This is a genomic window from Paeniglutamicibacter cryotolerans (assembly GCF_014190875.1).
Lineage (GTDB): Bacteria > Actinomycetota > Actinomycetes > Actinomycetales > Micrococcaceae > Paeniglutamicibacter > Paeniglutamicibacter cryotolerans.
On sequence record NZ_JACHVS010000001.1, the window covers coordinates 203,452 to 227,767 of the forward strand.

General features: G+C 63.7%; 21 protein-coding genes. 12 read left to right on the plus strand and 9 right to left on the minus strand.

What is annotated here, in order from left to right; genetic code table 11:
• Positions 1-83: 83 nt before the first annotated feature.
• Genes E9229_RS01025 through E9229_RS01040 form a run of 4 tightly spaced genes read left to right on the plus strand, consistent with a single transcriptional unit; the run spans position 84 to position 2,145 of the window.
• A complete protein-coding gene (locus tag E9229_RS01025; protein ID WP_312855691.1) occupies positions 84-887 on the plus strand; it encodes a thymidylate synthase in 804 nt (267 codons plus the stop codon).
• A complete protein-coding gene (locus E9229_RS01030; protein WP_183509382.1) occupies positions 884-1,456 on the plus strand; it encodes a dihydrofolate reductase in 573 nt (190 codons plus the stop codon). Before E9229_RS01025 ends, E9229_RS01030 begins: the two co-directional genes overlap by 4 nt.
• The gene (locus E9229_RS01035; RefSeq protein ID WP_407671313.1) at positions 1,456-1,716 is read left to right on the plus strand and encodes an NF038396 family protein; all 261 of its coding nucleotides are present in this window, start codon (positions 1,456-1,458) and stop codon (positions 1,714-1,716) included. The genes E9229_RS01030 and E9229_RS01035 overlap by 1 nt, the downstream gene beginning before the upstream one ends.
• Before the next feature lie 12 nt (positions 1,717-1,728).
• Positions 1,729-2,145 carry a hypothetical protein gene (locus E9229_RS01040; protein WP_183509383.1) on the plus strand — a complete coding sequence of 139 codons (417 nt, stop codon included), beginning with the start codon at positions 1,729-1,731 and terminating at the stop codon, positions 2,143-2,145.
• Between the two features lie 13 nt (positions 2,146-2,158).
• Here the strand turns inward: E9229_RS01040 and E9229_RS01045 are convergent, their stop codons facing one another.
• Positions 2,159-2,362: a hypothetical protein gene (locus E9229_RS01045; RefSeq protein WP_183509384.1), complete on the minus strand. Its 204-nt coding sequence runs from the start codon at positions 2,360-2,362 to the stop codon at positions 2,159-2,161.
• Positions 2,363-2,453: 91 nt separating this feature from the next.
• On the opposite strand from E9229_RS01045, the gene asd reads away from it, so the two are divergent.
• Together asd and E9229_RS01055 are read left to right on the plus strand one after the other, a co-directional pair.
• The gene (gene asd / locus E9229_RS01050) at positions 2,454-3,572 is read left to right on the plus strand and encodes an aspartate-semialdehyde dehydrogenase (protein WP_183509386.1); all 1,119 of its coding nucleotides are present in this window, start codon (positions 2,454-2,456) and stop codon (positions 3,570-3,572) included.
• Positions 3,573-3,811: 239 nt separating this feature from the next.
• On the plus strand, positions 3,812-4,258 hold the full coding sequence (locus tag E9229_RS01055) for an iron chaperone (RefSeq protein ID WP_183509387.1): 447 nt from the start codon (positions 3,812-3,814) through the stop codon (positions 4,256-4,258).
• Positions 4,259-4,310: 52 nt separating this feature from the next.
• Here the strand turns inward: E9229_RS01055 and E9229_RS01060 are convergent, their stop codons facing one another.
• Positions 4,311-5,618, minus strand: coding sequence for a DUF2254 domain-containing protein (locus tag E9229_RS01060; protein ID WP_407671345.1), 1,308 nt, complete (start codon positions 5,616-5,618; stop codon positions 4,311-4,313).
• A 911-nt stretch (positions 5,619-6,529) separates the two neighbouring features.
• On the opposite strand from E9229_RS01060, the gene E9229_RS01065 reads away from it, so the two are divergent.
• The 4 genes from E9229_RS01065 to E9229_RS01080 all read left to right on the plus strand — a co-directional run bounded on the left by E9229_RS01065 (position 6,530) and on the right by E9229_RS01080 (position 12,117).
• Positions 6,530-7,075 (plus strand): MarR family winged helix-turn-helix transcriptional regulator, encoded by a 546-nt coding sequence (locus E9229_RS01065; RefSeq protein ID WP_183509390.1) that lies wholly within the window; start codon positions 6,530-6,532, stop codon positions 7,073-7,075.
• Entirely contained in the window at positions 7,072-9,231 is a 2,160-nt protein-coding gene (locus E9229_RS01070; protein ID WP_221184331.1) for an ABC transporter ATP-binding protein, read from the plus strand. Before E9229_RS01065 ends, E9229_RS01070 begins: the two co-directional genes overlap by 4 nt.
• Positions 9,167-11,044, plus strand: coding sequence for an ABC transporter ATP-binding protein (locus E9229_RS01075; protein WP_221184332.1), 1,878 nt, complete (start codon positions 9,167-9,169; stop codon positions 11,042-11,044). The genes E9229_RS01070 and E9229_RS01075 overlap by 65 nt, the downstream gene beginning before the upstream one ends.
• Positions 11,045-11,643: 599 nt before the next feature.
• Entirely contained in the window at positions 11,644-12,117 is a 474-nt protein-coding gene (locus E9229_RS01080; protein ID WP_183509391.1) for a VOC family protein, read from the plus strand.
• A 28-nt stretch (positions 12,118-12,145) separates the two neighbouring features.
• Here the strand turns inward: E9229_RS01080 and E9229_RS18905 are convergent, their stop codons facing one another.
• Together E9229_RS18905 and E9229_RS18910 are read right to left on the minus strand one after the other, a co-directional pair.
• A complete protein-coding gene (locus tag E9229_RS18905; RefSeq protein ID WP_221184333.1) occupies positions 12,146-12,865 on the minus strand; it encodes a transposase in 720 nt (239 codons plus the stop codon).
• Positions 12,777-13,301, minus strand: coding sequence for a helix-turn-helix domain-containing protein (locus tag E9229_RS18910; RefSeq protein WP_221184334.1), 525 nt, complete (start codon positions 13,299-13,301; stop codon positions 12,777-12,779). Before E9229_RS18910 ends, E9229_RS18905 begins: the two co-directional genes overlap by 89 nt.
• 305 nt (positions 13,302-13,606) lie before the next feature.
• Between E9229_RS18910 and E9229_RS01090 the strand changes: the two genes are divergently transcribed.
• A complete protein-coding gene (locus E9229_RS01090) occupies positions 13,607-14,812 on the plus strand; it encodes an FAD-binding oxidoreductase (protein WP_183509393.1) in 1,206 nt (401 codons plus the stop codon).
• 122 nt (positions 14,813-14,934) lie between these two features.
• Here E9229_RS01090 and E9229_RS01095 read toward each other — a convergent pair whose 3' ends face one another.
• Positions 14,935-15,261, minus strand: a complete 327-nt coding sequence (locus tag E9229_RS01095) for a DUF2249 domain-containing protein (protein WP_246380299.1) — start codon at positions 15,259-15,261, stop codon at positions 14,935-14,937.
• Between the two features lie 533 nt (positions 15,262-15,794).
• Between E9229_RS01095 and E9229_RS01100 the strand changes: the two genes are divergently transcribed.
• A complete protein-coding gene (locus E9229_RS01100) occupies positions 15,795-16,919 on the plus strand; it encodes a tellurite resistance/C4-dicarboxylate transporter family protein (protein ID WP_183509395.1) in 1,125 nt (374 codons plus the stop codon).
• A gap of 103 nt (positions 16,920-17,022) precedes the next feature.
• Here E9229_RS01100 and narI read toward each other — a convergent pair whose 3' ends face one another.
• From narI to E9229_RS01120, 4 genes are read right to left on the minus strand one after another with little or no spacing between them, the layout of a single operon-like run.
• On the minus strand, positions 17,023-17,757 hold the full coding sequence (gene narI / locus E9229_RS01105; RefSeq protein ID WP_183509397.1) for a respiratory nitrate reductase subunit gamma: 735 nt from the start codon (positions 17,755-17,757) through the stop codon (positions 17,023-17,025).
• Positions 17,757-18,413: a nitrate reductase molybdenum cofactor assembly chaperone gene (narJ, locus tag E9229_RS01110; protein ID WP_183509398.1), complete on the minus strand. Its 657-nt coding sequence runs from the start codon at positions 18,411-18,413 to the stop codon at positions 17,757-17,759. The genes narI and narJ overlap by 1 nt, the downstream gene beginning before the upstream one ends.
• Positions 18,410-20,032, minus strand: a complete 1,623-nt coding sequence (gene narH / locus E9229_RS01115) for a nitrate reductase subunit beta (protein WP_183509399.1) — start codon at positions 20,030-20,032, stop codon at positions 18,410-18,412. The genes narJ and narH overlap by 4 nt, the downstream gene beginning before the upstream one ends.
• The gene (locus E9229_RS01120) at positions 20,032-23,736 is read right to left on the minus strand and encodes a nitrate reductase subunit alpha (RefSeq protein ID WP_183509400.1); all 3,705 of its coding nucleotides are present in this window, start codon (positions 23,734-23,736) and stop codon (positions 20,032-20,034) included. The genes narH and E9229_RS01120 overlap by 1 nt, the downstream gene beginning before the upstream one ends.
• Positions 23,737-24,316: the final 580 nt, after the last annotated feature.

The following is a 24,316-nucleotide window of genomic DNA, read 5'->3' on the forward strand; positions in this document are numbered from 1 at the left end:
TCCGGGTGTGGGGATCATCCCAGTTCGGCGTTCGACGGCCGGCGCGCGGATGTGGCGGCCGCTCGCAACGGTAGACTGTCATGGTGACGATTCCTACTCCCTACGAGGACCTGCTGCGCGATGTGCTCGCCAACGGCACACCCAAAGGCGACCGTACCGGCACCGGGACACTCAGTGTGTTCGGCCGGCAGCTGCGCTTCGACCTGGCCGATTCGTTCCCGCTGGTCACTACCAAGCGGGTCCATTTCAAGTCGGTCGCGCTCGAGCTGTTGTGGTTCCTGCGTGGGGATTCGAACGTGCGCTGGCTGCAGGAAAGCGGCGTCAAGATCTGGGATGAGTGGGCGGACGCCGACGGCGAACTCGGTCCGGTCTATGGGGTGCAATGGCGCTCCTGGCCGACCCCCGAGGGCGGACACATCGACCAGATCACCCAAGTCATGGACTCACTCGCGCAGAACCCCGACTCACGCCGGCACATCGTCTCGGCCTGGAACGTCGGCGAGATCCAGGACATGGCGCTGCCACCGTGCCATGCGTTCTTCCAGTTCTATGTGGCCGATGGCAAGCTCTCCTGCCAGCTCTACCAGCGCAGCGCCGACATGTTCCTCGGCGTCCCTTTCAACATCGCCTCGTACGCGCTGCTGACCACCATGGTCGCCCAGCAGCTCGGACTCGGCCTGGGCGAATTCGTCTGGACCGGCGGGGACGTGCACATCTACACCAACCACCTGGACCAGGTAAAAGAGCAGCTGAGCCGCGAACCCTACCCGTACCCGCAGCTCGCCATCACCCGCACTCCCGAATCGATCTTCGACTACGCGTTGGAGGACTTCGAGGTCCGCGGCTACCGACACCACCCCACGATTAAGGCACCGATCGCCGTATGAGCAGAGCCCAGACGACCGCCGGACACCGCGCGGACACAGCACCCGCCACCGAACGCATCGGCATGATCTATGCCCGGACCACTGACGGTGTCATCGGCGCAGCCGGTTCGATGCCGTGGTCGGTCCCCGAGGACCTCGCGCACTTCAAGCGCACTACCATCGGCCACCCGGTCATCATGGGCCGTAAGACCTGGGATTCGTTCCCGGAGAAGTTCCGTCCGCTGCCCGGACGCACGAACATCGTCATCACCCGCAACGAGGCGGCCCGCCGGGAAATGACAGCGGCCGGAGCAACAGTCGTGTCATCTCCCGAACAGGCGCTGAAGACGGCCCGCGCGGCCGAGGGCTCCGAGGAGATCTGGATCATCGGCGGCGGGGAAATCTTCGACGCCCTGGCCGATGCGGCCAGCCTCGCGGTCATCACCGTGATCAACTCCGCGGCGCCGGGCGACACCCGCGCCCCGCAGCTGGACTCGACGTGGAAGAGCACCATGGTCGAACCGGCCAACGGCTGGCTCACCTCGTCGTCCACCCAGGAATACCGCATCGAACTGTGGGAGAAGAACTAATGAAGGAAGCCTTCAAGGAAATGTTCTCCAAGCCCGAACCGCTGTTCGTGCTCGGCCATATGCTGCTGCCGTTCTTCGCCCTGGTCTGTGCCGGCATGGGCCTGTGGATGGTCCTGGACGGCCACAAGATCACCGGACTGATCATGCTCTTGGTCGTCACCCAGGTCTTCGCCTTCGGTTCACTGTGGGCCGTGGGCAGGCGCAAGCGCGCCCTGCTCGAAGAGGCAGCCGCAGTGGAAAAGGACTCGGCCGCCTCATAACGGCCTTGCAGCATGAGCCACTACGATCCCGCCAGGGAACAGCGTGACGAGGCCACCCGGGCGTGGCACAATATGGCAGCATCGCCTGGCGATGACCGGCTGCTGCTACGCACCACGGCGGGGGAGCTGCACAGCTACCGGGCCGAGGAGATCGGCTTCACCACCTCCAGATCAGGAACCAAGCTCAGAACCGGCACCGGCATGCTGGTCATGGCCATCCTGTGCTCCCTCATGGCCCTGATCCCCCTGTACTTCGCCTTCACCACTCCCGAAAAAACTGGTGACGAACAGACGGGCATGGTCTTCGCCGCGCTCTTCGTGATGGGCATAGGCCTGATGTTCCTGGCTTATTGGAGGCGCGAGAATCGGGCAAAGCGTCTGCGCAGGAAGCGCAAGCTGCCCGAACCGATCCTGGATTCACACGGCTGATCGGCACGACGGCTCAGCTGCTGCTGGAATAGCCGCTGCTGCCCGCATCGAAGCGGTATCCGATCTCGTATCGGGCGTAGAACAGCCCGTTCTCGAACCGGTCCTGCATCCGTTCGGCGAAGGAGGCTGCCTCCCCGAGGTTGGCGAAGACCCCGACAACTCTGTGATGCGGCGAATCATCGTGTCGGACGATCCAGACACCTGGTGTGTGTGACATTCGTCAACCATCGGGCCCGCAACCCGGATTCCGCCCGCCTCCGGAAGTAACGGACTCTTCTCCGCACTCCCCCAGCCCGTACGCTAGTCCCATGAATTCTTCCGTTGGCTTTGTCGGTTACCGCGGCATGGTCGGCTCCGTCCTGATGCATCGCATGCAGGAGGAGGGCGACTTTGCTCACCTCGATCCAGTGTTCTTCTCCACCTCCAACGCCGGAGGCGCCGCTCCGGCGTTCGCCGACGGTGCGGGCACGCTGAAGGACGCTTACGACCTGGACGAATTGGCCAAGCTGCCGATCATCGTCACCGCCCAGGGCGGGGACTACACCTCCGCCGTGCACTCCAAGCTGCGCGCCCGCGGCTGGGACGGGCTCTGGATGGACGCGGCCTCCACCCTGCGCATGAACGATAACTCGATCATCGTGCTCGATCCGGTGAACCGGGACGTCATCGATGCCGGCCTGGCCTCCGGGACCAGGGACTTCGTCGGCGGCAACTGCACCGTCTCCTGCATGCTCATGGGTCTGGGCGGACTGTTCAGCAACGGCCTGGTCGAATGGGGCACGGCCATGACCTACCAGGCGGCCTCCGGCGGCGGCGCTCGGCACATGCGCGAACTGCTCACCCAGTTCGGCGACATCAACGCCCACGTCTCGGCCGAACTCGACGATCCCGCATCGGCGATCCTCGAGATCGACCGCAAGGTCCTTGCCGCCCAGCGCGGCGGGCTCGACGCCACCCAGTTCGGCGTTCCGCTGGCCGGTTCACTGATCCCGTGGATCGATGCCGATCTGGGCAACGGCCAGTCCAAGGAAGAGTGGAAGGCCGGGGTTGAAACCAACAAGATCCTGGGCACCACAGAGGCCGGCCGGGTCATCATGGACGGGCTGTGTGTCCGCATCGGTGCCATGCGTTCGCACTCGCAGGCTCTGACGCTCAAGCTCACCGAGGACATCCCGGTCGCCGAGATCGAGAAGCTGCTCGCCGAAAACAACGAGTGGGCCAAGGTCGTTCCGAATACCAAGGAAGCCACCGTCGATGCACTGACCCCGGTTGCCGCCTCCGGCACCCTGGACATCCCGGTCGGCCGCATCCGCAAGATGGAGATGGGCCCGAATTACATCTCGGCCTTCACCGTCGGCGACCAATTGCTGTGGGGTGCGGCCGAGCCGCTGCGCCGCATGCTTGCAATCGCCCAGGGCCGCCTCTAAACAAGCCCCCCTGCCGCACGATCTTCGAAGGCCCCGTCCACTGCCGTGGACGGGGCCTTCCGTGTGTGCTCCTCGCGAACGTGTTGTGTTCGCCCAGCGGCGAGACGTCGGCTGCCCACGCTTCTTCAACGACTCACCATCCAAGCAGAGACGGAGAAGCGCAAACGGCTGGCAGGACGTAGCGTGTTCAGGGAAAGCGGTGGCACCCGGCCCCGCAACTGATGAAGGAACGGCCAGCGATGACAGAGCAAAACACCACCACGCCCCCGGGCTTCAGCGCAGCTGAGCATGAAGCGATGAAAGCACGCGCGGCAGAGTTGCGTGCCGAGGGGAAGCCGGGCGCCAAGAAGGCCGAGGGGCTGCAGTCGGTGCTCGAGGCCATTGCGAAGATGGAACCGGAGGACCGTGTGCTCGCCGAGCGCGTGCATGTCATCGTTTCGGCGCAGGCGCCGGGGTTATCGCCAAAGACCTGGTACGGAATGCCGGCCTACGCAAATGAGGACGGCAAGGTCGTTTTCTGCTTCAAGAATTCTGGCAAGTTCAATGCACGCTACTCGACCATCGAGTTCCAGGATGCAGCACGCCTCGACGACGGCGAGATCTGGCCCGTGTCATTCGCGCTCCAATCGTGGAGCCCGGCGGTTGAGCAGAAGGTCACCGAACTGGTGAAGGCCGCCGCTTCCTGAGCACCCACCGTCGGCACGCCCTCCAGCTGGCAGCGCGGGACGGAAACAACGTCTACCTGGTCGGGGGTTCAGCATCCAGGAGGGCCAGGAGACGACCTGTTTCTGCGCCGTTGATCGGGCTGTCCTGCAAAGCCTGCGCTGTTGCACGGCCCTGTGCCGCCAACGAGCTGGTCAGCAAGCCCGTGTGATCGACCCATGCCAGCTCGGCCAGCATCTTGATGCTGCGTTCGGCGGCTCGGGGGTCGTCCATGGCATAGCGCAGCAATTGGCGCATGGTGAGATCGAGCATGTCCTCGAGTCCGGGACGCGGCACCAGCACGCGGGCAATCCCGTCCTCATCACAGACCAGATGGGCCCCGGTGGCGCGCCCCATCAACCCACATAACAGCGCCGAAACGTGCCCGATGGCGTGTACGGCGGTGGTGGCGTCGTTGATTCCTGGGGAGAGCGCCCGGGCCGCAATGTCCAGCAACTGTTGCAGTCCCAGGGTCGCATCTTGCGCCGAGGTCCTTTCAAACCCGGTGGCAACGCATTCTTCCATCGCATCGGCAAGGGCTGCAAGCGCCTCGTTGTTCAGCTCGCCGCCGGCGCCATGGCGGGCACGGGCGAAGGGAACCCCACGCACCAGCGAATCTCCGGGGACCGACTCGAATACGATGAAGACCCCGGAGGCGGTTGCTGCGGCACATACCGCTGCATAGTCCACGGTGAGCAGGAAACCCGAGGACCGGCTCTCGATCGGCCGGAATCCCTGGCCGCGGCCGGTCTGCACGCTGGGCCGCACCTGGCCGGGATCCTCGGCATCACTGAAAACGCGCTTGAGGGTGGCCGCGGCCTCGTCGAAGACCGTTTGGAGCATGCTCTCGACGCGGATTTGTCGGGCCAGATGGGACAGGAAGCCGACCAGCGCCAGGACGCTGGCCACGGCCAGCAAAAAGGCAACTGTCGTGGAGATCCGGGGGACGAACCCCTCGTACGCGCCCGAAGGGTTCCTGACGCTGCGCAGGACGGTCAGGGCGAATACAAAGGTGGCCAGAAAAAGCGCCAGCGTACCGTGTACGATCCTGTCGCGCGTGAAGGTCCGCAACAGGCGTGGGGAGAATTGGCTGCTAGCAAGCTGCAACGTCACCACGGTGAGTGAAAAGGTCAGTGCGGTCACCGTGATCATGGCCCCGGCAATGGTTTGCAGCAGGTTGCTGGCAGCCTCGGACCCGCCGCCAAAGAGCAACGCAGAGACGCTGGAGTCGCCGTTGCCTCCCAGCTTCCTGTCCAAATCGGGGAGAAACTGGCCCGCTGCGATCGCCAGCACGATTGCGGTCAGCGGCACCGGCCACAATTGGGACCGCAGCGAATCCAGCAGGTCGGCAACCCGATTGTGAACACGGGCCGCTCTTCCCGTTCCAGGTTTTTTCGGCTTAGGTCGTGGTCCGGGCTCGGATGCTCGGGTGTTAGCTGGGGGCATAAGCCAAGGGTAGCCGAGGGGTTCCGAAGTGCCGGATTGCTGGAGCGAAGCAGTGGGCTTCTGGAGGTTACTGTCCGGCCATGGGCGTGCATGGAGCATGCTTTCGCCTCTATTGTTCACGGCGCTGGGGTCGAATAACAACGGTCGACCTGACGGTTCCGGGGAAATATTAGCGGAAGGTATGCCTTCGAAACGAATTTCTGCAGCCGCCGCTGTGGAGCGGTTCTGGCCGATGATCTGGCCGGCAGATTTTCGAAAGCCACAGACTTCTTCATCGCCATATCCGCGGCACTGCGGGGTTCGGGGCCCAGATTTTCCACTTCGCCACCTCGCTGAGGATTACGTGTGATGACGTGTGTATTTCCCCTTGTCTCCATTCTCGGACACGAAACCCACACAGTCATTGGACTTCTGCCGGGTGACCCAACGCCAAGGTATGGGGCGTCGGATGATATCAGACTGGATGAAAACGATTTGAATCAACGGAGCACATGAGAAGCGTTCCGGCCTTTGTCTAGGTTGGGCGAAGCGACAAGTGCGCAAAGGATGAGGGCTGTCGCTCCTGCCAAGAACGGGATTGCCAGGACCACAAGTCGTAGCGAGCACGCCTCCGAGCCCGGCACCGATGGCGGGCCCGGACCGGCCAAACAGTTCGGAAACGGCATTACCCCTGCCCTGGTGATTGTTCGGGACCAGCCGTTGCCAAAGCACACCCACCCATGCCGGGCCATGCGGGCTGGGCGGTACCGTGAGAGCTTCGGGCCAACATCACGGAACCCCGGCAAATTCACAGCGAAAAAGATGGTTCGATGTCCGAACAAAGTGTCTACGCTTTAACCATGCAACAGCGGGAGTTTGCCGGCGAACTTGATGCCGCGGCGGCGGCCGTGCGGGCTCTGGTGCGCGTTTCACGCCTCCTGGAACGGTCGTTGGAAGAACTAAGCCTGCCGCACTACCGGGTGCTGGCGGCCCTTTCAACCGGTGAAGAACTGGCGTCGAGGGTTGCCGCGCGTCTCGCGCTGGGCCGCCCGGCGGTGAGCGCCGCCGTCGCATCCCTTGCTGAACGTGGACTACTGGTCCGTGTCGATGTTGCCGGGGACCAGCGGACGGTGGCACTGCGCCTGACCGCTGCGGGCTGGGAGACGCTGGCCCGAGCGGACGCGGCAATGTCGGGTGAGCTGAGGGTGCTTGCCGCGAAGACGGCCGACCCCGAAGGCCTGTTTGAAACAATTGGCTTGCTCAACGAGGCTGTCAGTGCAACGTACGCCGAACGCCGGGCCGGACACACCGGCATCAAACCTGGAACAGCGGCGGCAGCAGCTTCCTCCACACGCGGTGGACCGGCGGAACCGTGACCCAGTCCCGGGCCCGCGCCCTTGGAACCTGCACGCAGAAGGTGGGCCACGGACGGGAAAAGGGCCAGGGCTGGGTGCGCAGACTCGGCGGATACCTGATGCGGCACCGGTCCGACCTGACGATTTCCCTAGGTGCCGCGATACTCGGCAGCACGGCCCAGGTTCTCGTCCCACTGGTCACGCGGCAGATCGTGGACAACGTCATCCTCATCCCGACGTCTCCGCTGTGGCCATGGCTTGCCCTGTTGATCCTGCTGGGGGTGGCGACGTTCGCCTTCTCCTATCTGCGCCGCTACCACGGCGGGCGGGTTGCGCTTTCGGTGCAGTACGATCTGCGCAACGACATGCAGGAGCATCTGCAGCTCATGGACGCCGGCAATCTTGACCGGATGCCCACCGGCCAGCTCGTGGCGCGCGCCAATTCCGACTCCGCACTTGTCCAGGGCCTGCTCTCCTTTCTGCCCATCGTGAGCGGGAACGTGCTGATGATGCTGATGTCCATTGGCGTCATGCTTTACCTCTCGCCCTTGTTGGCGGTCATCAGCCTCCTCATGGCCCCCGCCCTGCTGCTGGTTTCCTACCGGATGCGCTGGCGGATCTTTCCCGCCACCTGGGACGCGCAGCAGCGTGAGGGCGACGTCATCCAGATCGTTCACGAGACGGTCAACGGCGTCCGTGTCGTGAAGGCCTTCGGGCAGGAGCAGCATGAGATCGGCAGGGTCGCCGACGCCGCCGGAAAACTCTACGGCTCGCAGATGCGCGCCACCCGGCTGCAGGCCCGCTACCAGCCGCTGCTGCAGGCGATCCCCTCCCTGGGGCAGGTCGCGGTGCTCGCCGTCGGCGGCTACCTCGTCCTGCATCAGGAAATCACGCTCGGCACGTTCCTGGCATTTTCGACCTACGTCGGCCAGCTCATGGCTCCCGCACGGCAGCTGGCCGGCCTGCTCACCATCGGCCAGCAGGCCCGCGCGGGCCTGGAGCGCATCTTCCAGCTCCTTGACCTCAAACCAGCCATTGCCGACGCCCCCGGAGCGATCGAACTGCCCGACGTTGCCGGCGACATCGAGTTCCGTAACGTCACCTTCGGCTACACGGGGATGACCGACGGCCGTGCCACGACAGTGCTCGATGGCATCAGCTTCCACATTCGCCAAGGGGAACGCGTGGCCCTGGTCGGCCCCAGCGGCAGCGGCAAGTCAACGGCGACGAGTCTGGTCTCCCGCTTTTACGACCCCCCAGCAGGTGCCGTGCTGGTTGATGGACATGACGTCCGCGACCTCACCCTGAAGTCGCTGCGCAGCCGGATCGGATCCGTGTTTGAGGAGAGCTTCCTGTTTTCCGACACCGTCAGGGCCAACATTGCCTACGGCAGGCCCGGTGCCACCGAGGAGGAGATCAAGGCAGCCGCACGAATCTGCCAGGCGCACGGCTTCATCCAGGCGTTACCCGCCGGGTACGACACCCTGGTGGGCGAGCGCGGGCTGATTCTCTCGGGCGGCCAACGCCAACGGATCGCGCTGGCGCGGGCCATCGTGGCCGACCCGCGCATCCTCATCCTCGACAACGCCACGAGTGCCATCGATGCCAGGACGGAGGAGGCCATCCATGACGGGCTGCGCGGGGTCATGCAAGGGCGGACCACACTCATGGCTGCGCATCGGCTTTCCTCCCTTCATCTTGCCGACCGGATCCTCGTGTTCGACGCCGGGCGGGTCGTGGCGGGCGGCACCCACGAGCACCTGCTGGCCACCAGCACCATCTACCGCTCACTACTGACAGGACTCGTCGAGGACGAGGAGGCCCCTCCCCCCCGCCGGATCCGGCATCGAGGTGCTCGCTGCCTACTCGGCAAGAAAGAAGGTCAGGGCTGCGACGGATTCGAGCCGGGGAACCACTGCCAACGGCTTCTCCGGCACCACCTCCGCCGCGTGGGGGGAGCCGCGGGGAAACGGGTCCGGCCCAAGTGCTGCTTCCGGCACGGGACGGGGGACGGCAGGCGTCGGCGCACCCAGCATCGGTGCCGGGCTGGGCCGCGGAGGGGGAGGCGGCTGGCGGCGGAATCTTGCGCCTACCCCGGAACTACTGGCCCGGGTGGCTCGCCTGCGTCCAGTACGGGATACGGCCGCCGTCGACCTGGCCAAGGAGACGCGCCCTAACCCGGCCTTTACCCTGTGGGGGCTGCTGCGCGAATTCCGCCGGCCGCTGCTGCTCGGACTGCTGCTGGTGGTGCTCGACGCCGGCACCTCCCTGGTGGGGCCCATCCTTGTCCGTGCCGGCATCGACCAGGGCGTCAGCCAAGGACTGGAATCGGTGCTGTTCGCCGCATCGGGCATCTACCTCATCGCCACGCTGGCGGACCTGATCATCGAGATCGGTGAAACCTTTGTCACGGGCCGCACTGCGCAGCGGATCATGCTGTCCCTGCGGATCAGGATTTGGGCCCAACTGCAGCGCCTTTCCCTTGACTACTATGAGCGTGAAATGACCGGGCGCATCATGACCCGCATGACCACCGACGTGGACCAGTTCGAGTCGTTGATTGAAAACGGGCTGCTCTCGGCCCTCGTCGCCTTCGTCACCTTTGCCGGGGTTGGAACGGCACTTGTCATCTTCAACGCCGAACTCGCCTTGAGCGTGTTCTCCATCGTCATTCCCCTCGTCATTGCCACAGTGATGTTCAGGAACCGGGCAGCCCGGCTCTACGACCAATCGCGCGACCGCATCGCCGTCGTCAATGCCGACTTCCAGGAAAGCCTGGCGGGGGTGCGCGAGTCGCAGGCGTTTGTGCACGAGGCCGTCACGATTGAGCGGTTCAAGGAGCTCGGGCGCCGCTACCTGGATTCCAGGATGGCCGCACAAAGACTGGTTGCCACGTACTTTCCCTTTGTCGCGTTCCTTGCCGACGGGGCAGCCGCCATTGTCCTGGGCGTTGGCGCCGGCATGGTCACCGGCGGAGCGCTCACCGCTGGCGCCCTGATTGCGTTCCTGCTGTACATCGACATGTTCTTCTCTCCCATCCAACAGCTCTCCCAGGTATTTGACGCCTGGCAGCAGACCCGTGTGTCGGTCCTGCGGATTGCGGACCTGATGCGGATGGAAACGCTCACGCCCAATGCCCCGGCGGCCGCGGATCCCGGCATGGTCGAGGGAAGGCTCGAGCTGGAGGGGGTCCACTTCAGCTATCCGTCCGAGCCCATCCACCGCAGTGGCCGCCCTGCCCTCCGCGGACCAGCCGATGCCCGTCAGACCGGCCCTGCCTATGCCGGCACCGGCAAGCCGCCCGAAGCAGTCCGCGGCGTGCAGTTGCGGATCGAACCAGGAGAGACAGTGGCGCTGGTGGGCGAGACGGGTGCGGGGAAGTCAACCGTCTTGAAGCTGTTGATCCGTTTTTACGACCCCGATACCGGCAGTGTCAGGCTTGACGGCATGGACCTGCGTGCCCTGGACCTCACCGGATATCGGCGCAGGCTGGGCTATGTCCCGCAGGAGCCGTTCCTGTTCACGGGTTCCGTCCGTGACAACATCGCCTATGGCCGTCCCGATGCCGACGATGCCACGGTGGAGGCCGCCGCCCGTGCCGTGGGTGCCCACGACTTCATTGCCATGCTCGACGGTGGCTACCGGCACGAGCTTGCGGAGCGCGGGCGCTCGCTGTCGGCCGGGCAGCGCCAGCTCATCGCCTTGGCCCGGGCCGAGCTGGTGGACCCCGCCATCTTGATGCTTGACGAGGCCACCTCAAACCTGGACCTGGCCACCGAGGCAAAGGTCGGCGCTGCCATGCGCCGACTATCCAAGGGCCGCACCACCGTGCTGATCGCACACCGACTGCAAACGGCAAGGACAGCCGACAGGATCGTTGTGCTGTCGCAGGGGCGGATCGTGGAATCCGGTTCACATGAGGAACTGCTCAAGCTGGGCGGGGAGTACGCGGCCATGTGGGAATCGCATGAGTCAGGTGCCGCCGGATAATCCACCTGGCTCCGGCTGCCAAGCCCCTGGACCCATCGGCAATGTCGGCATCTTGGACCGGGAAGCCATCTTGATCTGAGCCTGCCGGGCTGCTTGGCCGCCGGTGGCGGAACTGAGGGCTGGATGAAGACGCCCAGGGTTCCAACGATGCGTAGTGGTGTTCCGTTGATGCGGCGTGTTCAGGTGCACGGCACCAAAAACCATGCCCCCAGGACCAGAGCCGCATCCCTGTGGGGCAATAGACGCTAGGTTTTGCGTAACATCCCGGAGATCAAGGACGTAGAAGTGGTGACCTCGCTGCTGCAGCTGTGGATTTGATCGCTTCGTGGCGGCTTTCAGTGATCACTCGGTGTCGCGCCAGCGGCCCGTAAGCCGATTGTCTCCCGGGCGGGCGGGCGGACCCGCGGCAAACTGTCGGTCCGCTGGGGGCACCGCGCCGGTGTTGACGGGCAAAATTGCCCTGTTGCCGAATCCCGCCAAACATTATGGAGAACACCATGGATACCATCCCGAATCCCTAGGTCAGCTTCCGCGGCACGGATCGCCCCTTTGCCGATTTTGACTTCACCAAGACCGACGGCGCCGCCGATGAGAACAAGGTGATGCACGGAGACCTGCGCGCGCCCAACGGAATGAACCTGAAGGCGGCCGACACCCCCGCGTCTATGGAACGGAAAGGCGGCACCGCCATTTCGGTCACGCTCAGCGGCGATGACAAGGATGAAATGACGGCGTACTCGGAGAATCCCAGCGACGGGGCCCAGATCGGGGAACAGCTTGCCCCGGCACCGTGGGGCGACTGGTTCGGCATGCTCAGCGACAAGTTCGGCGTTGACTGGATGGTCGACATCGCCGGGCCGGACACCCGGGACAGCAGGCTTCGATTCCTGCCGGACGGGGCAAGCCGCGAGAGCCGACCAGGTGCGCCGGGACCGCGGCTTAGCATGCCCGTGCCTGACGGGCAACAGGCCTGCGCCCGAAGATGGCAAGCGCCCGGTTGCCCCGGGCCGCACGGTTGGATCTGCGCACCAAAACACCACCGACGCGTGGAGAATCGCGTAATGGCCAAATGACTGGCAATACAACCCTGCTAGTACCGCGTCAGGCAACCTTTGCCCGTTTGATGAGTGAGGCCCGACGAATGACCTTGCGCAGCTTCGGGTCGGTGCTGTGGTGGTTACGCCAAATAATGAAGCGGCGGATCATCCCGGCCTGGGCCCGGTGGCTGGGATGGTCCGTGCCATCCAGGGCAAAGTAGCGCAGCGCGGTGAACTGGGGCTCAATCCGGTTCAGCCACGAGCTGTAATACGGCACGTAGGCGATCTCGACGTTGTTCGCCGCAGCCCAGTCCCCGACCCGGGTATCGACCTTCGTGGAGCGGTGCGGGGAGTAGTTATCCATGATGATCGCGATCCGCTGGGCTGCGGGATGCAGCGACCTCAGGTAGCGGGCGAAAGCCAGGAACTCCGTCCGGCGCTTGCGGGCCTTGACGTGTCCGTAGAGCCGGTTGGTGGACAGGTCGTAGCCGGCCAGCAGGTGCCGTACCCCGTTCGGTCGCTGGTAGGTCGCCCGCCGTCGGCGGCGGCGCGGGGCAGCCTGATCCCCTGGGCCGGCGGCCTTCGGTGCCCATTGGTGCCCGGGATGCGGCTGCAGGTTCAAGGGCCCGAATTCGTCGAAGCAGATGACGACCTCCGGATCCCCGTCACCGGGGTTGGCCTTTCCGTCGGCGATGTCATAGAGGTGAAGGACGCGATCCTTCTTCGCTTCGTAGTCCGGATCCGTGCTGCCCTTCCAGGTTTTGATGGATTGGAAAGGAGACATTTTGTTGGCGCAACAGCATGCGCAGTCCCTCATGGGAAATGTCCTCTACCACCTCCTTCTGAACCAGGTAGTCGACCAGTTTGGACAGGCTCCAGGTGGAGAACGGCAGGTCGTGGTCCCCTGGGCGATCCAGGGCGATCCTGCGGATCTGTTCGCGTTGGGCGTCGGTGAATTTCGCCGGGCGCCCGCCGGCATAGTGGGGTTCCAACGAGTCGAGCCCGTCGGTGTTGAAGTGGTGCAGGACGTCTCGGACCCGGTCGGGGCTGGTGAAGGCGACTTCGGCGATCGGGGCCACGTCCATGCCCCGGGCCGAGAGCAGCACCATCTGGGCCCGGCGCCAGGTTACCACCGGTCCGGACCCGCCGCGCCACACGATCTGCAGCAGCCGGGCCTCTTCGTCGGCCTCGATGTCTCGAACCGTCACATGATGTGTCATCGCAGCCTCCTGGGAAGGGCGGAAACCCGTACCACCAGCGTGCGCCGAAAACACCGTGCCCGCAACGGGAACCGGCCCCGGCCCCGGCCATCAGACTAGGAAAGCAAACATTGCAAGCCGCGGTACTAGTCATCCCAGGATGGCCAACTTGCCGGCAGATTGCGTGGCGGCGCGGGGCCCCGAGCTGACATGCGTCACCTTTCGGGGTCTTCCTGTTGGCGGGCCAAGGCCGGTGATAGGTTCCACCTAACGCCCGTCGTGCACGGGTTCCACGGGGGAACAGGCACAAGTGAGGAGCCAAAGGAATGCTTTCCGATTCATCCCTGCCCATCATCAAGGCCACGCTTCCGGTGGTCGGCGAAAACATCCAGGAGATCGCCAGCCGCTTCTATGAGCACATGTTCGCCGGTCGGCCGGAACTGCTCGACGGGTTGTTCAACCGGGGCAACCAGGCCGACGGAAAGCAACAGCAGGCGCTGGCTGGATCGATTGCTGCCTTCGCAACCGCACTGGTGGAACGGCCCGACCGCCTCCCGGAGAACCTGCTGGATCGAGTGGCGCACAAGCATGTCTCGCTGGGCCTGCGTCCCAACCAGTACGCAATCGTCCATGAGAACTTGATGTGGGCCATCGGCGACACCTTGGGGGCGGCGGTGACCCCCGAGGTCGCAGCGGCCTGGGACGAGGTCTATTGGATCATGGCGAACATGCTGATCAACAAGGAACGCGGGCTCTACTCGGCGCTGGACCTGAACCCGGACGAGATCTGGCGCACCTGGGAGGTCGCCGCCCGAATCGAGGAAACCCCCGATGTGGTCAGCTTCACGGTCAGGCGCACCGACCCGCGCCCCACCAAGCCCTCACTGCCGGGCCAGTATGTCTCGCTGAAAATGCTGATGAACGACGGTGTGCACCAGCTGCGCCAATACAGCCTCACCAAGGCCGACGACGGGGACCACCGGCAATTTGCGGTCAAGCGGGTGGCCGGTCTCGACGGGAACCCCGACGGCGAAATGAGCAAGCTGCTGCATTCTTCGCTCAAGGTGGGAGACCGCGTCCAGCTCTCGGCGCCGTTCGGGGACGTGGTGTTGAAGTACTCCAACCGGCCGGTGGTGTTTGCCAGCGCCGGGATCGGAATTACTCCCATGGCCGGGATGCTCTCACACATGGCCAAGGCCGGGGTCGACCGCAAGGTCCACCTTTTGCATGCCGACGCGGATCCGGGGTCCTTCGCCCTGCGCAGCCAGGTCGAGGAATCTCTGGCGGAACTGCCGGACGGGAAGCTCGACGCCTGGTTCGTGACGCCCGGCCTGGAGCCCGCGCAGAATGAACATGCAGGTTTCATGAACCTTGAGGACACCGAAGTGGCCGAGGACGCGGAGTACTACCTGTGCGGCCCCCTGCCGTTCATGCAGCATGTGCGCAGTGCACTCATCGCACGTGGCATTCCGGCCAAGGACATCCAATACGAGGTCTTTGGCCCCGACCTTTGGCTGGCAGACTTCCAGTAGCAGGCCGTCGCGGTCGGTCGGGGTCGGTCGCGTACCTGCCCCTTTGGCGGGTGGGCGGCCCAAAAAATTCGTGGGGTCCTAACGTATTCGGAAAAAGGGTCCCACGAATTTCCCCCGATTGGTTAAGTTTCGCGGATCAGCCGCAGGCGCCAAGCCTCCGGACCCTCTTCGAGGCAGCTGGTTGCGAAACCGCCCTGGGCCCGCGCCTCAAGCCGGGCAAACAGCCGCAACGGATTGTGCGGTGCCACCCGGATTGGACCGCTGCCCACTGCCAGGGAGTCCAGCGCACCGAAGATCGTGTCGTGGCGGATGTTGTGCGGAATGGGCCGGTAGGTGACTTTGTCGAAAATCCTGTCGGGATTCCCAACGACGTCATCCAGATCGGTCACGGTGTGCGGAATCGATATGAACGGCTCGCCCTGCGCGGCTGATTCGGTTCGTTCTTCCAAGATGGACCCCTGCTCCAGTCCCACCACGCCAGAAATTCCCGCCTGAAGCCAGCCACCGCCATACGCATCCCTGCTCTGGGTTTTCGCGCCAACGCAGCCCACTTTGCACTGCTCGTCGCGGTCAACACCCTCGTCGGGGGCATGTCCGGACCGTAACAAAACGTCCTGCCGATGCCGGCCCACACCGGGCCCCCGCCGCCGCGCGGAGGCCCCGCAGCCACAATCGCAGCGCTTCCCAGTTCCCGAACTCGCTGATCTTCATGAATCCCAATTTCCTTGACCTCCGCCTCGATGACACCGATTCGTAGATTCAGTGCATACTCCAAGGTCCACCCGGCTACGCACGCCGTGTGGACACGTGTCCGTGGCAAACGGCAACTGGTATGTGCTCCGTTGGATGCATAGGGTGAAGGCATGAAATTAAGGTCAAAGAAATCAGGCTCAGCCGATAGCACTAAAACGGGGCAACCCAACACGGGCCTGAGACCTGTGCAACCAATCGCTTCCATCCGTCCGTTGCCTTACAACTGACCATGCAGCCCTCGGACGATTCCAGCGAAGGACAGCTTAATCCCACCAACGCCCCGTTCCCCGGTGTGGAAAAATCATCGGAGGGGCTGATCGCCAACCTGCCACCGGCTTCCTTTTCCTTTGTGATGGCCACTGGAATAGTCTCGACCGGCCTGGACCTCTACGGTGCACCGTTGCCGGCGCTGATACTTTTCATCGTTGCCATTCTCGGCGGCATGGCGCTAGCCGTCGCGACCCTACTTCGATTAGTCGGGACGTTCGGTCTGGTGATGCGCGATGTCCGCAGTCCCGGCCGTGCTTTTGGTTTTTTCACGATCGTCGCGGCCGCCAATGTGCTAGGCACGCGTTTCGAAATGCACGGATGGACCAAGACGGCCATGGCGATGGCCGTCTTGGGTGCCATCATGTGGGTGGTGCTCAACTACACGCTGCCCACGGAACTGCTGGTCGCGGAGCGCAAAAAACCCATCATCGCGGAAATCAACGGCAGCTGGTTTCTGTGGGTCGTGGGAACCCAGTCCGTTGCCGTGGCCGCAGCCATGACTTCCCGGTTGGGCGGATCGGCCCTGATGGGGGCTGCTGCCGTCGGCCTGTGGGGTGTGGGTGTGATGCTCTACTTGATCGTGGCCACACTTGTCACGATACGGTTGCTCACCCATTCTGTGGATCCAGCGTCGCTGAGCCCCACCTACTGGATCTACATGGGTGCCACGGCCATCTCCGTACTGGCCGGATCGCAGATATTGCGGCTTCCCGCCGAGATGCCCATCCTGGAAACGGCGGCGCCGGTCGTGGCCGGAGTCAGCTACATCTTGTGGGCCCTTGGCCTGTGGTGGATCCCGCTGTTGCTTCTCTTCGGGATCTGGCGGCACGTGCTGCGGCACCGGCCGTTGCGCTATGAAATTAGCCTATGGAGCATCGTTTTCCCGCTTGGCATGTATGCCAGCGCCAGCATGCTCTTTGGCAGGGGGCAGGGGCTGGACTTCATGGTGGTCCTTGGCCAGATCATCATTTGGGTGGCGCTGCTCGCCTGGCTTGCGTCGGCCCTCGCCATGGCCCTTGCAGCAATCACATGGCTTCGCCACCGCCGAAATCTCCGTGAAACGCAGCCGGATCACCGGCCATAAGGAAGCTACCAACAACGCGGCAAGGGGACCTTCCGCGCCCAAGGCTTCCCATCCAAGAAACAGCCGGCCTGACCCCGAGGGCAAAATGCTGTTCGCTTGGTCTTCATTTTCGGCGACGGGGGATCGTATCGACCTTGTCCCACCCACGCCGGTGTGCCCGCGATCCCTCGTGGGCGTCCCTGCTGCGGTACAGGACATACGGGCGGAAGAGGTATCCCACGGGCGCCGTGAACACGTGCACCAAGCGGGTGAAGGGCCACAGCGCAAACAAGGTGATGGCGGCAATCGCGTGGAACTGGAAACTCAACGGGGCACCGACCATCAACTCCGGCTGCGGGTTGAAGTAGAAGATGCTGCGGAACCAGACCGAGACCCCTTCCCGGTAGTTGTAGTCCCCAGCCACTCCGGAGGCGGTGTTCACCAGCCCGCCCAGGATCACAATGCCAAGCACGAGGTACATGATCTTGTCCATCACCGTGGTTGCCCCCATCACCGCCTTGGTGAAGCGGCGCCGGTAGAGCAGCCCGAAGAATCCAACAATGGTGAAGACCCCGGCAACGGCGCCCACCGAGATCGCCATGAAGTGGTACATTCCATCCGAAACGCCCATGGCGTCCGTCCAGGACTTGGGAATACCGAGGCCCATCACGTGCCCGAGGAAGACGGCCAGAATGCCGAAGTGGAACATCGGGTTGGCCCACCGCAGGATGCTGCTCTCATACATCTGGCTCGAGCGCGACGTCCATCCGAACTTGTCATAGCGGTATCGCCAGATGTGCCCCAGGACAAAGATCGTCAAGCAGATGTAGGGGAAAATCAGCCACAAGAAAACATCCATCACACGCCTCCCGGCATCGGTGCCACATCAGGCATTCCGTAGGTGTTCAGGCCGACCTGCTCCTCTTCGGGCCCTTCGGCAATCAGCCGCGCCACGACTTCGTGATCATTGCCCTTCAGCGGCGGAAGGGTCGCGCAGACCGATTCAAGGGCCCCCGACCACCCCGAGTCCGCCTCCCGCAGGTGGATCCGCAAAAGCTCCAGGCCCGCCCGGTTGTCCAGGATCATTTTCAGGCCGGCCCGCGCATCGGTCAGGGCACCGAACTCCAGAACCACACACAAATGGTCTGGCAGCTGTTCCTCAGCCAGGTTCAGCCCTGCCCTGGCGTAGACCTGCTTGATGCGCAGCAACGCCAGCCCCCTTTTCCTGGTCTCGCCATTTGAAAAGTACGTCAGGAACAGGCAGCCGCGCCGGCGTGTATCGAAGGTGTCAACGTATTCGCTCTGCGTCGCACTCACTGTTGGCCTCCGCAGGTACTCGATCGTTTCCAGCAGGCCCGTCCCGATCTTGGCCGGCAGGCTCGCGGCGACCTCGTTGAGCATATCCAGGCGAGAAAGCAGCAGCTCGTCGGGGTAGTCCAGCAGGACGGATGCGCACTGCCAGACCGCGGTGATTTCGTCCGGGGAATACTTCAGGGACGGCACCTTGGGCGTCACGGGTTGGTTCCCCGGGCAGGTGGAGGATCGGGGAACAGCCCGGTGGGGATGCCCTGGCCGTCCCAGTTCAGCAGGTTGATGCGCACCCCTTCGGGGCGGCCCGGGACATCCGGTCCCGCGGCCCCGGGGTTTTCACTGAAGGAATCATCCATGCCGCCCATGCCAGGTCCGCCATCGACATTCAACGAGCAGTCGGTGGCGATGTTCTCCAGCTTGTGGGCGTCCTCATAATGGGCCGCCGGGATCACGTAGCGTTCCTCGTACTTGGCGATGGCCAGCAGCCGGTACATGTCCTGGATCTGTTGCCCGGTCATCCCCACCGATTCGGCGATGGATTCGTTGGGTTCCCATCCCATGTTGATGTCACGCATGTAGGAGCGCATGGCGGCAAGCTTGTGCAGGACATTGTCCACCGGCACCGTGTCACCCGCGGTGAAGAGTCCTGCCAGGTACTCGATCGGGATCCGAAGCTGATCGATGGCCGCAAACAGGTTTTCCTTGCGCTCCGCATCTTCCCCGGTATCGCTGACCGCATCCACCACCGGGGAGAGCGGCGGAATGTACCAGACCATCGGCATGGTGCGGTACTCGGGGTGCAGCGGCAGGGCCACCTTGTATTCATTGATCAACGCCCAAATCGGAGAGCGCTGGGCAGCATCCACCCAGTCATCCGGAATACCGGCCAGCTTCGCCTCGCGAACGACTTCCGGGTCCCGCGGATCTAGGAACACGTCGCGCTGGGCCTCGTAGAGTCCGTGTTCGTCGGTGGTGGATGCTGCCTCCAATACCTTGTCAGCGTCGTAGAGCATCAGCCCGAGGTAGCGCAGGCGCCCCACGCAGGTCTCCGAGCAGATGGTGGGCTGGCCGATCTCGATGCGCGGGTAGCAGAAGGTGCATTTCTCGACCTTGCCGGTCTTGTGGTTGAAATACATCTTCTTGTACGGGCAGCCGCCCACGCACTGGCGCCAGCCGCGGCAGCGGTCCTGGTCCACCAGTACGATTCCGTCCTCCTCGCGCTTGTAGATGGCCCCGGTAGGGCAGGAGGAAACGCAGGAGGGGTTCAGGCAGTGCTCACAGATGCGCGGCAGGTAGAACATGAAGGTTTGTTCGTATTCGAACTTGATCTTGTCCCCGATCTGCTTGAGGATCGGGTCGTTGTGCGTGTTCTGGGTTGACCCGGCCAGGTCGTCGTCCCAGTTCGAGGACCAGGTGATCTTGGTGTCCTGACCGGTGAGCAGCGACTTGGGCCGTGCCACCGGCATGTGCTTTTGGGCAGGGGCGGTGGTCAGGTTGTCGTAGTCGTAGGTCCATGGTTCGTAGTAGTCCTTGATGCCCGGCAGGTTGGGGGCCGCGAAGATGGTCATGAGGTTCTTCAGCCGTCCGCCTGCCTTGAGCTTGATCCGGCCGCGCTTGGTCAGCGTCCAACCTCCTTTCCACTTCTCCTGGTCCTCGTAGGTGCGCGGGTATCCCTGTCCGGGCCGGGTTTCCACGTTGTTGAACCAGACGTGCTCGGCCCCGGACCTGTTGGTCCAGACCTGCTTGCAGGTGACCGAACAGGTGTGGCAGCCGATGCACTTGTCCAAGTTCATCACCATGGCCATCTGTGACATGACACGCATCAGTACTCCACCTTCTGGTTGCGGCGGCGGATCACTGTGACTTCGTCGCGTTGGTTTCCCGTGGGCCCCATGTAATTGAAGGCGTAGGTTTGTTGGGCGTAGCCGCCGATCATGTGCGTGGGCTTGATCATCAGCCGGGTCAGCGAGTTGTGGTTGCCGCCGCGCTGGCCGCTGGTCTCCGACAGGGGCATGTCGATCAGCCGGTCCTGGGAGTGGTACATGTAGACGGTTCCCTCGGGCATCCGGTGGGAGACGATGGCCCGGGCGGTGACGGTGCCGTTGCGGTTGACCGCCTCGATCCACTCGTTGTCCTTCACCCCGATCTTCTGCGCATCGATCGGGCTCATCCAGATCCCCGGCCCGCCCCGGAACAGCGAGAGCATGAACAGGTTGTCCTGGTACTCGGAGTGGATGGACCATTTGTTGTGCGGCGTCAGGTACCGCACTGTGATTCCCGTGGATGATGTGGAACCGATGGCCGGTTCGTCGAACAGCGCCGTCATGTCCAGCGGCGGGCGGAAGGTTGGAAGGGACTCGCCCAGCTCGGTCATCCAGTCGTGGTCCAGGTAGAAATGCATCCGCCCGGTGAGCGTGTGCCACGGCTTGAGCCGCTCGACATTGATGGTGAACGGGGAATACCGCCGTCCCCCGGATTCGGAGCCGGACCACTCCGGGGAGGTGATCACCGGCACCGGCCCACGCTGGGTGTCGGCAAAGGTGATGCGCTTGCCCTCGTGCTCCGAAGCCAAATCGTGCAGCTTGGTGCCGGTGCGTTTCTCCAGCGTCTTGAAGCCCTCGGTCGCCAGGCGCCCGTTAGTGGTGCCCGAGAGCATCAGGATCATCTCGCAAGCCTGGAAGTCCTTCAGGATGTCCGGACGCCCGTGGGCCGTGCCACCGCGGACAACCCCGTTCTTCTTTTTCAGCTCCTCGATCTCCGGGCCCAAGTCAAAGGTGACGCCCTTGGTGGTGGCCCCCAGGGTGTCCAGCAGGGGACCCACCGAGCGCATCTTCTCTCCGATCGCGGTGTAGTCCCGCTCGACCTCGATGATCTTCGGCATGGTCACCCCCGGCTCGGGCTCGCATTCGCCGTACTTCCAGTCCCGTACCTTTCCGTGCGGAGCAGCCATCGCGTCGGGGGTGTCATGGGTCAGCGGCGCGGCAACCACGTCGGTCTGCGTGCCCAGGTGGCGTTCTGCAAGTTTGCTGAAGACCCTGGCGATCTCCTGCCACGCATCCCAGTCCGTGCGCGCGAGCCAAGGCGGGGAAATGGCGGGGTTGAAGGAGTTCACGAAGGGGTGCATGTCAGTGGTAGACAGATCGTATTTCTCATACCAGGTCGCTGCCGGCAGCACGATATCCGAGTGCAGGGTCGAACTGGTCATCCGAAAATCCAGCGTCGTCAGCAAATCAAGTTTGCCGATCGGCGCCTTCTCATGCCATTTCACGTCCTTGGGTCTGAAACGTTCGGTGGTTTCCTTCGCGGTGATGGTGTGCGAGGCCCCCAGCAAGTGATTCAGGAAGTACTCGTTTCCCTTGGCCGAGGAACCGATCAGGTTCGAGCGCCACAGCGAAAGCACCCGGGGAAAGTTCTCCGGCGCGTCGGGGTCCTCCGCGGCGAAATTCAGTTTCCCTGCCTTGAGTTCCTCGACCACGTAGTCCTTGGCAGTTTGCCCCTTCTCGCGGGCTTGCGCGCCGATTACCAGAGGGTTGCGGTCAAAGGTGGGATAGGAGGGCATCCAGCCCAGCCGCGCGGATTGTGCGATGACATCGGCCATCGTCTTGCCCGCCAGCTGGCCCTTGCCTGTCCGGGCGGTGAGCGCGTCCGCACCGAACTGGTCGTAACGGAACTGGTCGGTGTGCAGGTACCAATAGGCAGTCTGCACCATGTTTCGCGGCGGGCGCATCCAATCCAGGCCATTGGCCAGCTGGGTGTAACCGGTCAACGGACGGACCTTTTCCTGGCCCACATAGTGCGCCCAGCCGCCACCGTTCACCCCTTGGCACCCGGTGACCGTGGTCAGGGTCAAAAACGTGCGGTAGATGGTGTCCGAGTGGAACCAGTGGTTGGTTCCGGCGCCCATCAGGATCATGGAACGGCCCTTGGAATCTTCGGCGTTCTGCGCGAATTCCCGACCGATCTTCTCCGCCGAAGCGGCCTTGACACCGGTGATTCTTTCCTGCCAGGCCGGGGTGTATGGGGAGTCGGCGTCGTCGTATCCGGTAGGCCACCGCCCCGGAAGTCCGGGGCGCCCCACTCCGTATTGGGCGAGCAGCAAGTCGTAGACGGTGGTCACCCAACGTCCGGCGACCCGGCGTGCCGGAACCCCGCGGCGAATGACCCCGATGTTGCCCTGGCCGGCGTCGAAGCGCGGCATGTCCACACTCACGTTTTCATCGGCATGATCGAACAGCGTGAGCCTCGGGTCGATTTCCCCTAGATCCAGGTTCCACTTGCCCACCCCCGATTCGCCGTAGCGGTGGCCCAGGGTGCCCGGGGGCACCACCAGGGAGTCGGTCGCCGCATCCACGAGCACCGCCTTGAAGGCCGCATTCTCCTCTTCAAAGGCAATTTCCGTGGTCAGGTCCTCGGCGGTGAGGAATTTTCCGGCGGTGAAGGTGCGTTCCCCGTCCGCGTCCCGCGCTTCGTCCAGGATGACCAAGAACGGCAGGTCGGTGTACTTCTTCACGTACCCGGTGAAGTAAGGGGTCTGGCGTTCGACATGGAATTCCTTGAGGATCACATGTCCCATGGCCATCGCCAGGGCGCCGTCGGTGCCCGGCTCGGCGGCCAGCCATTCATCGGCGAACTTGGTGCTGTCGGCAAAGTCGGGAGACACCACGACCACTTTTTGCCCACGGTAACGAGCCTCGGTCATCCAGTGTGCGTCAGGGGTCCGGGTCACCGGAACGTTGGAGCCCCACATCATGAGGTAGCCGGCATCCCACCAGTCCCCCGATTCGGGCACATCCGTCTGGTCGCCGAAAACCTGCGGGGAGGCGATCGGCATGTCGGCATACCAGTCGTAGAAGCTCAGCATCGAGCCGCCGATCAGGTTCACGAAACGGGCCCCGGAAGCGTGGGAGACCATCGACATGGCGGGGATCGGCGAGAACCCTGCCACCCGGTCCGGCCCCCATTTGCGAATGGTGTGCACATGCGCGGCGGCGACGATCTCGACCGCCTCGTCCCAGGATGCGCGCACAAGTCCGCCCTTGCCGCGGGCCTGTTTGTACCTCGCGGCCCGTTCCGGGTCCTCGGTGACATCCGCCCAAGCCAGCACCGGATCCTTCAGCCGGGATTTGGCTTCCCGGTACATCTCCAGCAAGACCCCGCGGATGTACGGATAACGGGTCCGGGTCGGCGAGTAGGTGTACCAGGAGAAGGAAGCACCACGCGGACAGCCGCGCGGCTCGTATTCGGGCTTGTCGGGACCTGTGGTGGGGTAATCGACGGCCTGAGTTTCCCAGGTGATGATGCCGTCCTTGACGTACACGTTCCACGAGCAGGAGCCCGTGCAGTTCACCCCATGGGTGGAGCGGACCACCTTGTCGTGGCTCCAGCGATCGCGATAGAACGCGTCCCCGGTACGCCCGCCGACCTTGAGCAGGGTGCGCCCATCGGGGGACACAACTTCCTTGTTGGTAAAAAATCTTCGGGTCTTGATCAATGCATCGGTCAATCCGCTATTCATGCTGGTGCCCATGACGATCCTTCTCCCCCGGCGCAAGAACGCCAGAATGAATCGGTACGCAACCCCAAATCCGGGTCCCGCAAGGTGAATCTGCCAACATCGTAACAGGGGCGATCTGGGACCACCATCACCCCATTGACAGTGATTCAACGCGCACCTTTGACGCCATGGGCTTTTCAGCACGTCGTGGTGGTGGCTGTTCGGACAGGCTTGGAGCTCATCATGAACACGAATAAAATTCCCGGCTAGGGCTACAGCTACACACGTCACCGAGCTCGTGGAGCAACCCCTCAAAATGACGTTATGGCGCCGGAACCACGCCAACCGGCCTATTGCCCGGGGACTCATCCATCATTCGATGCAGGGTCGCATTACACGTCAACCCGCTACACCGAAGCACTGACAATCGAGGGTCTGGAACCGTCCATTGGCAACGTGGGGGATTCCCCGGGACAACGCGCCGGAGGGCCCCCTCACCCGGCCACCATCCGCGGCTTCTTGCACAAAATCGACATCCCGCCCCAACGCGGATGAACCTCCCCAATACGACACCTTGCGCTCCAGAACCCGGCGCCTGTCCTCGCCCAAGCGC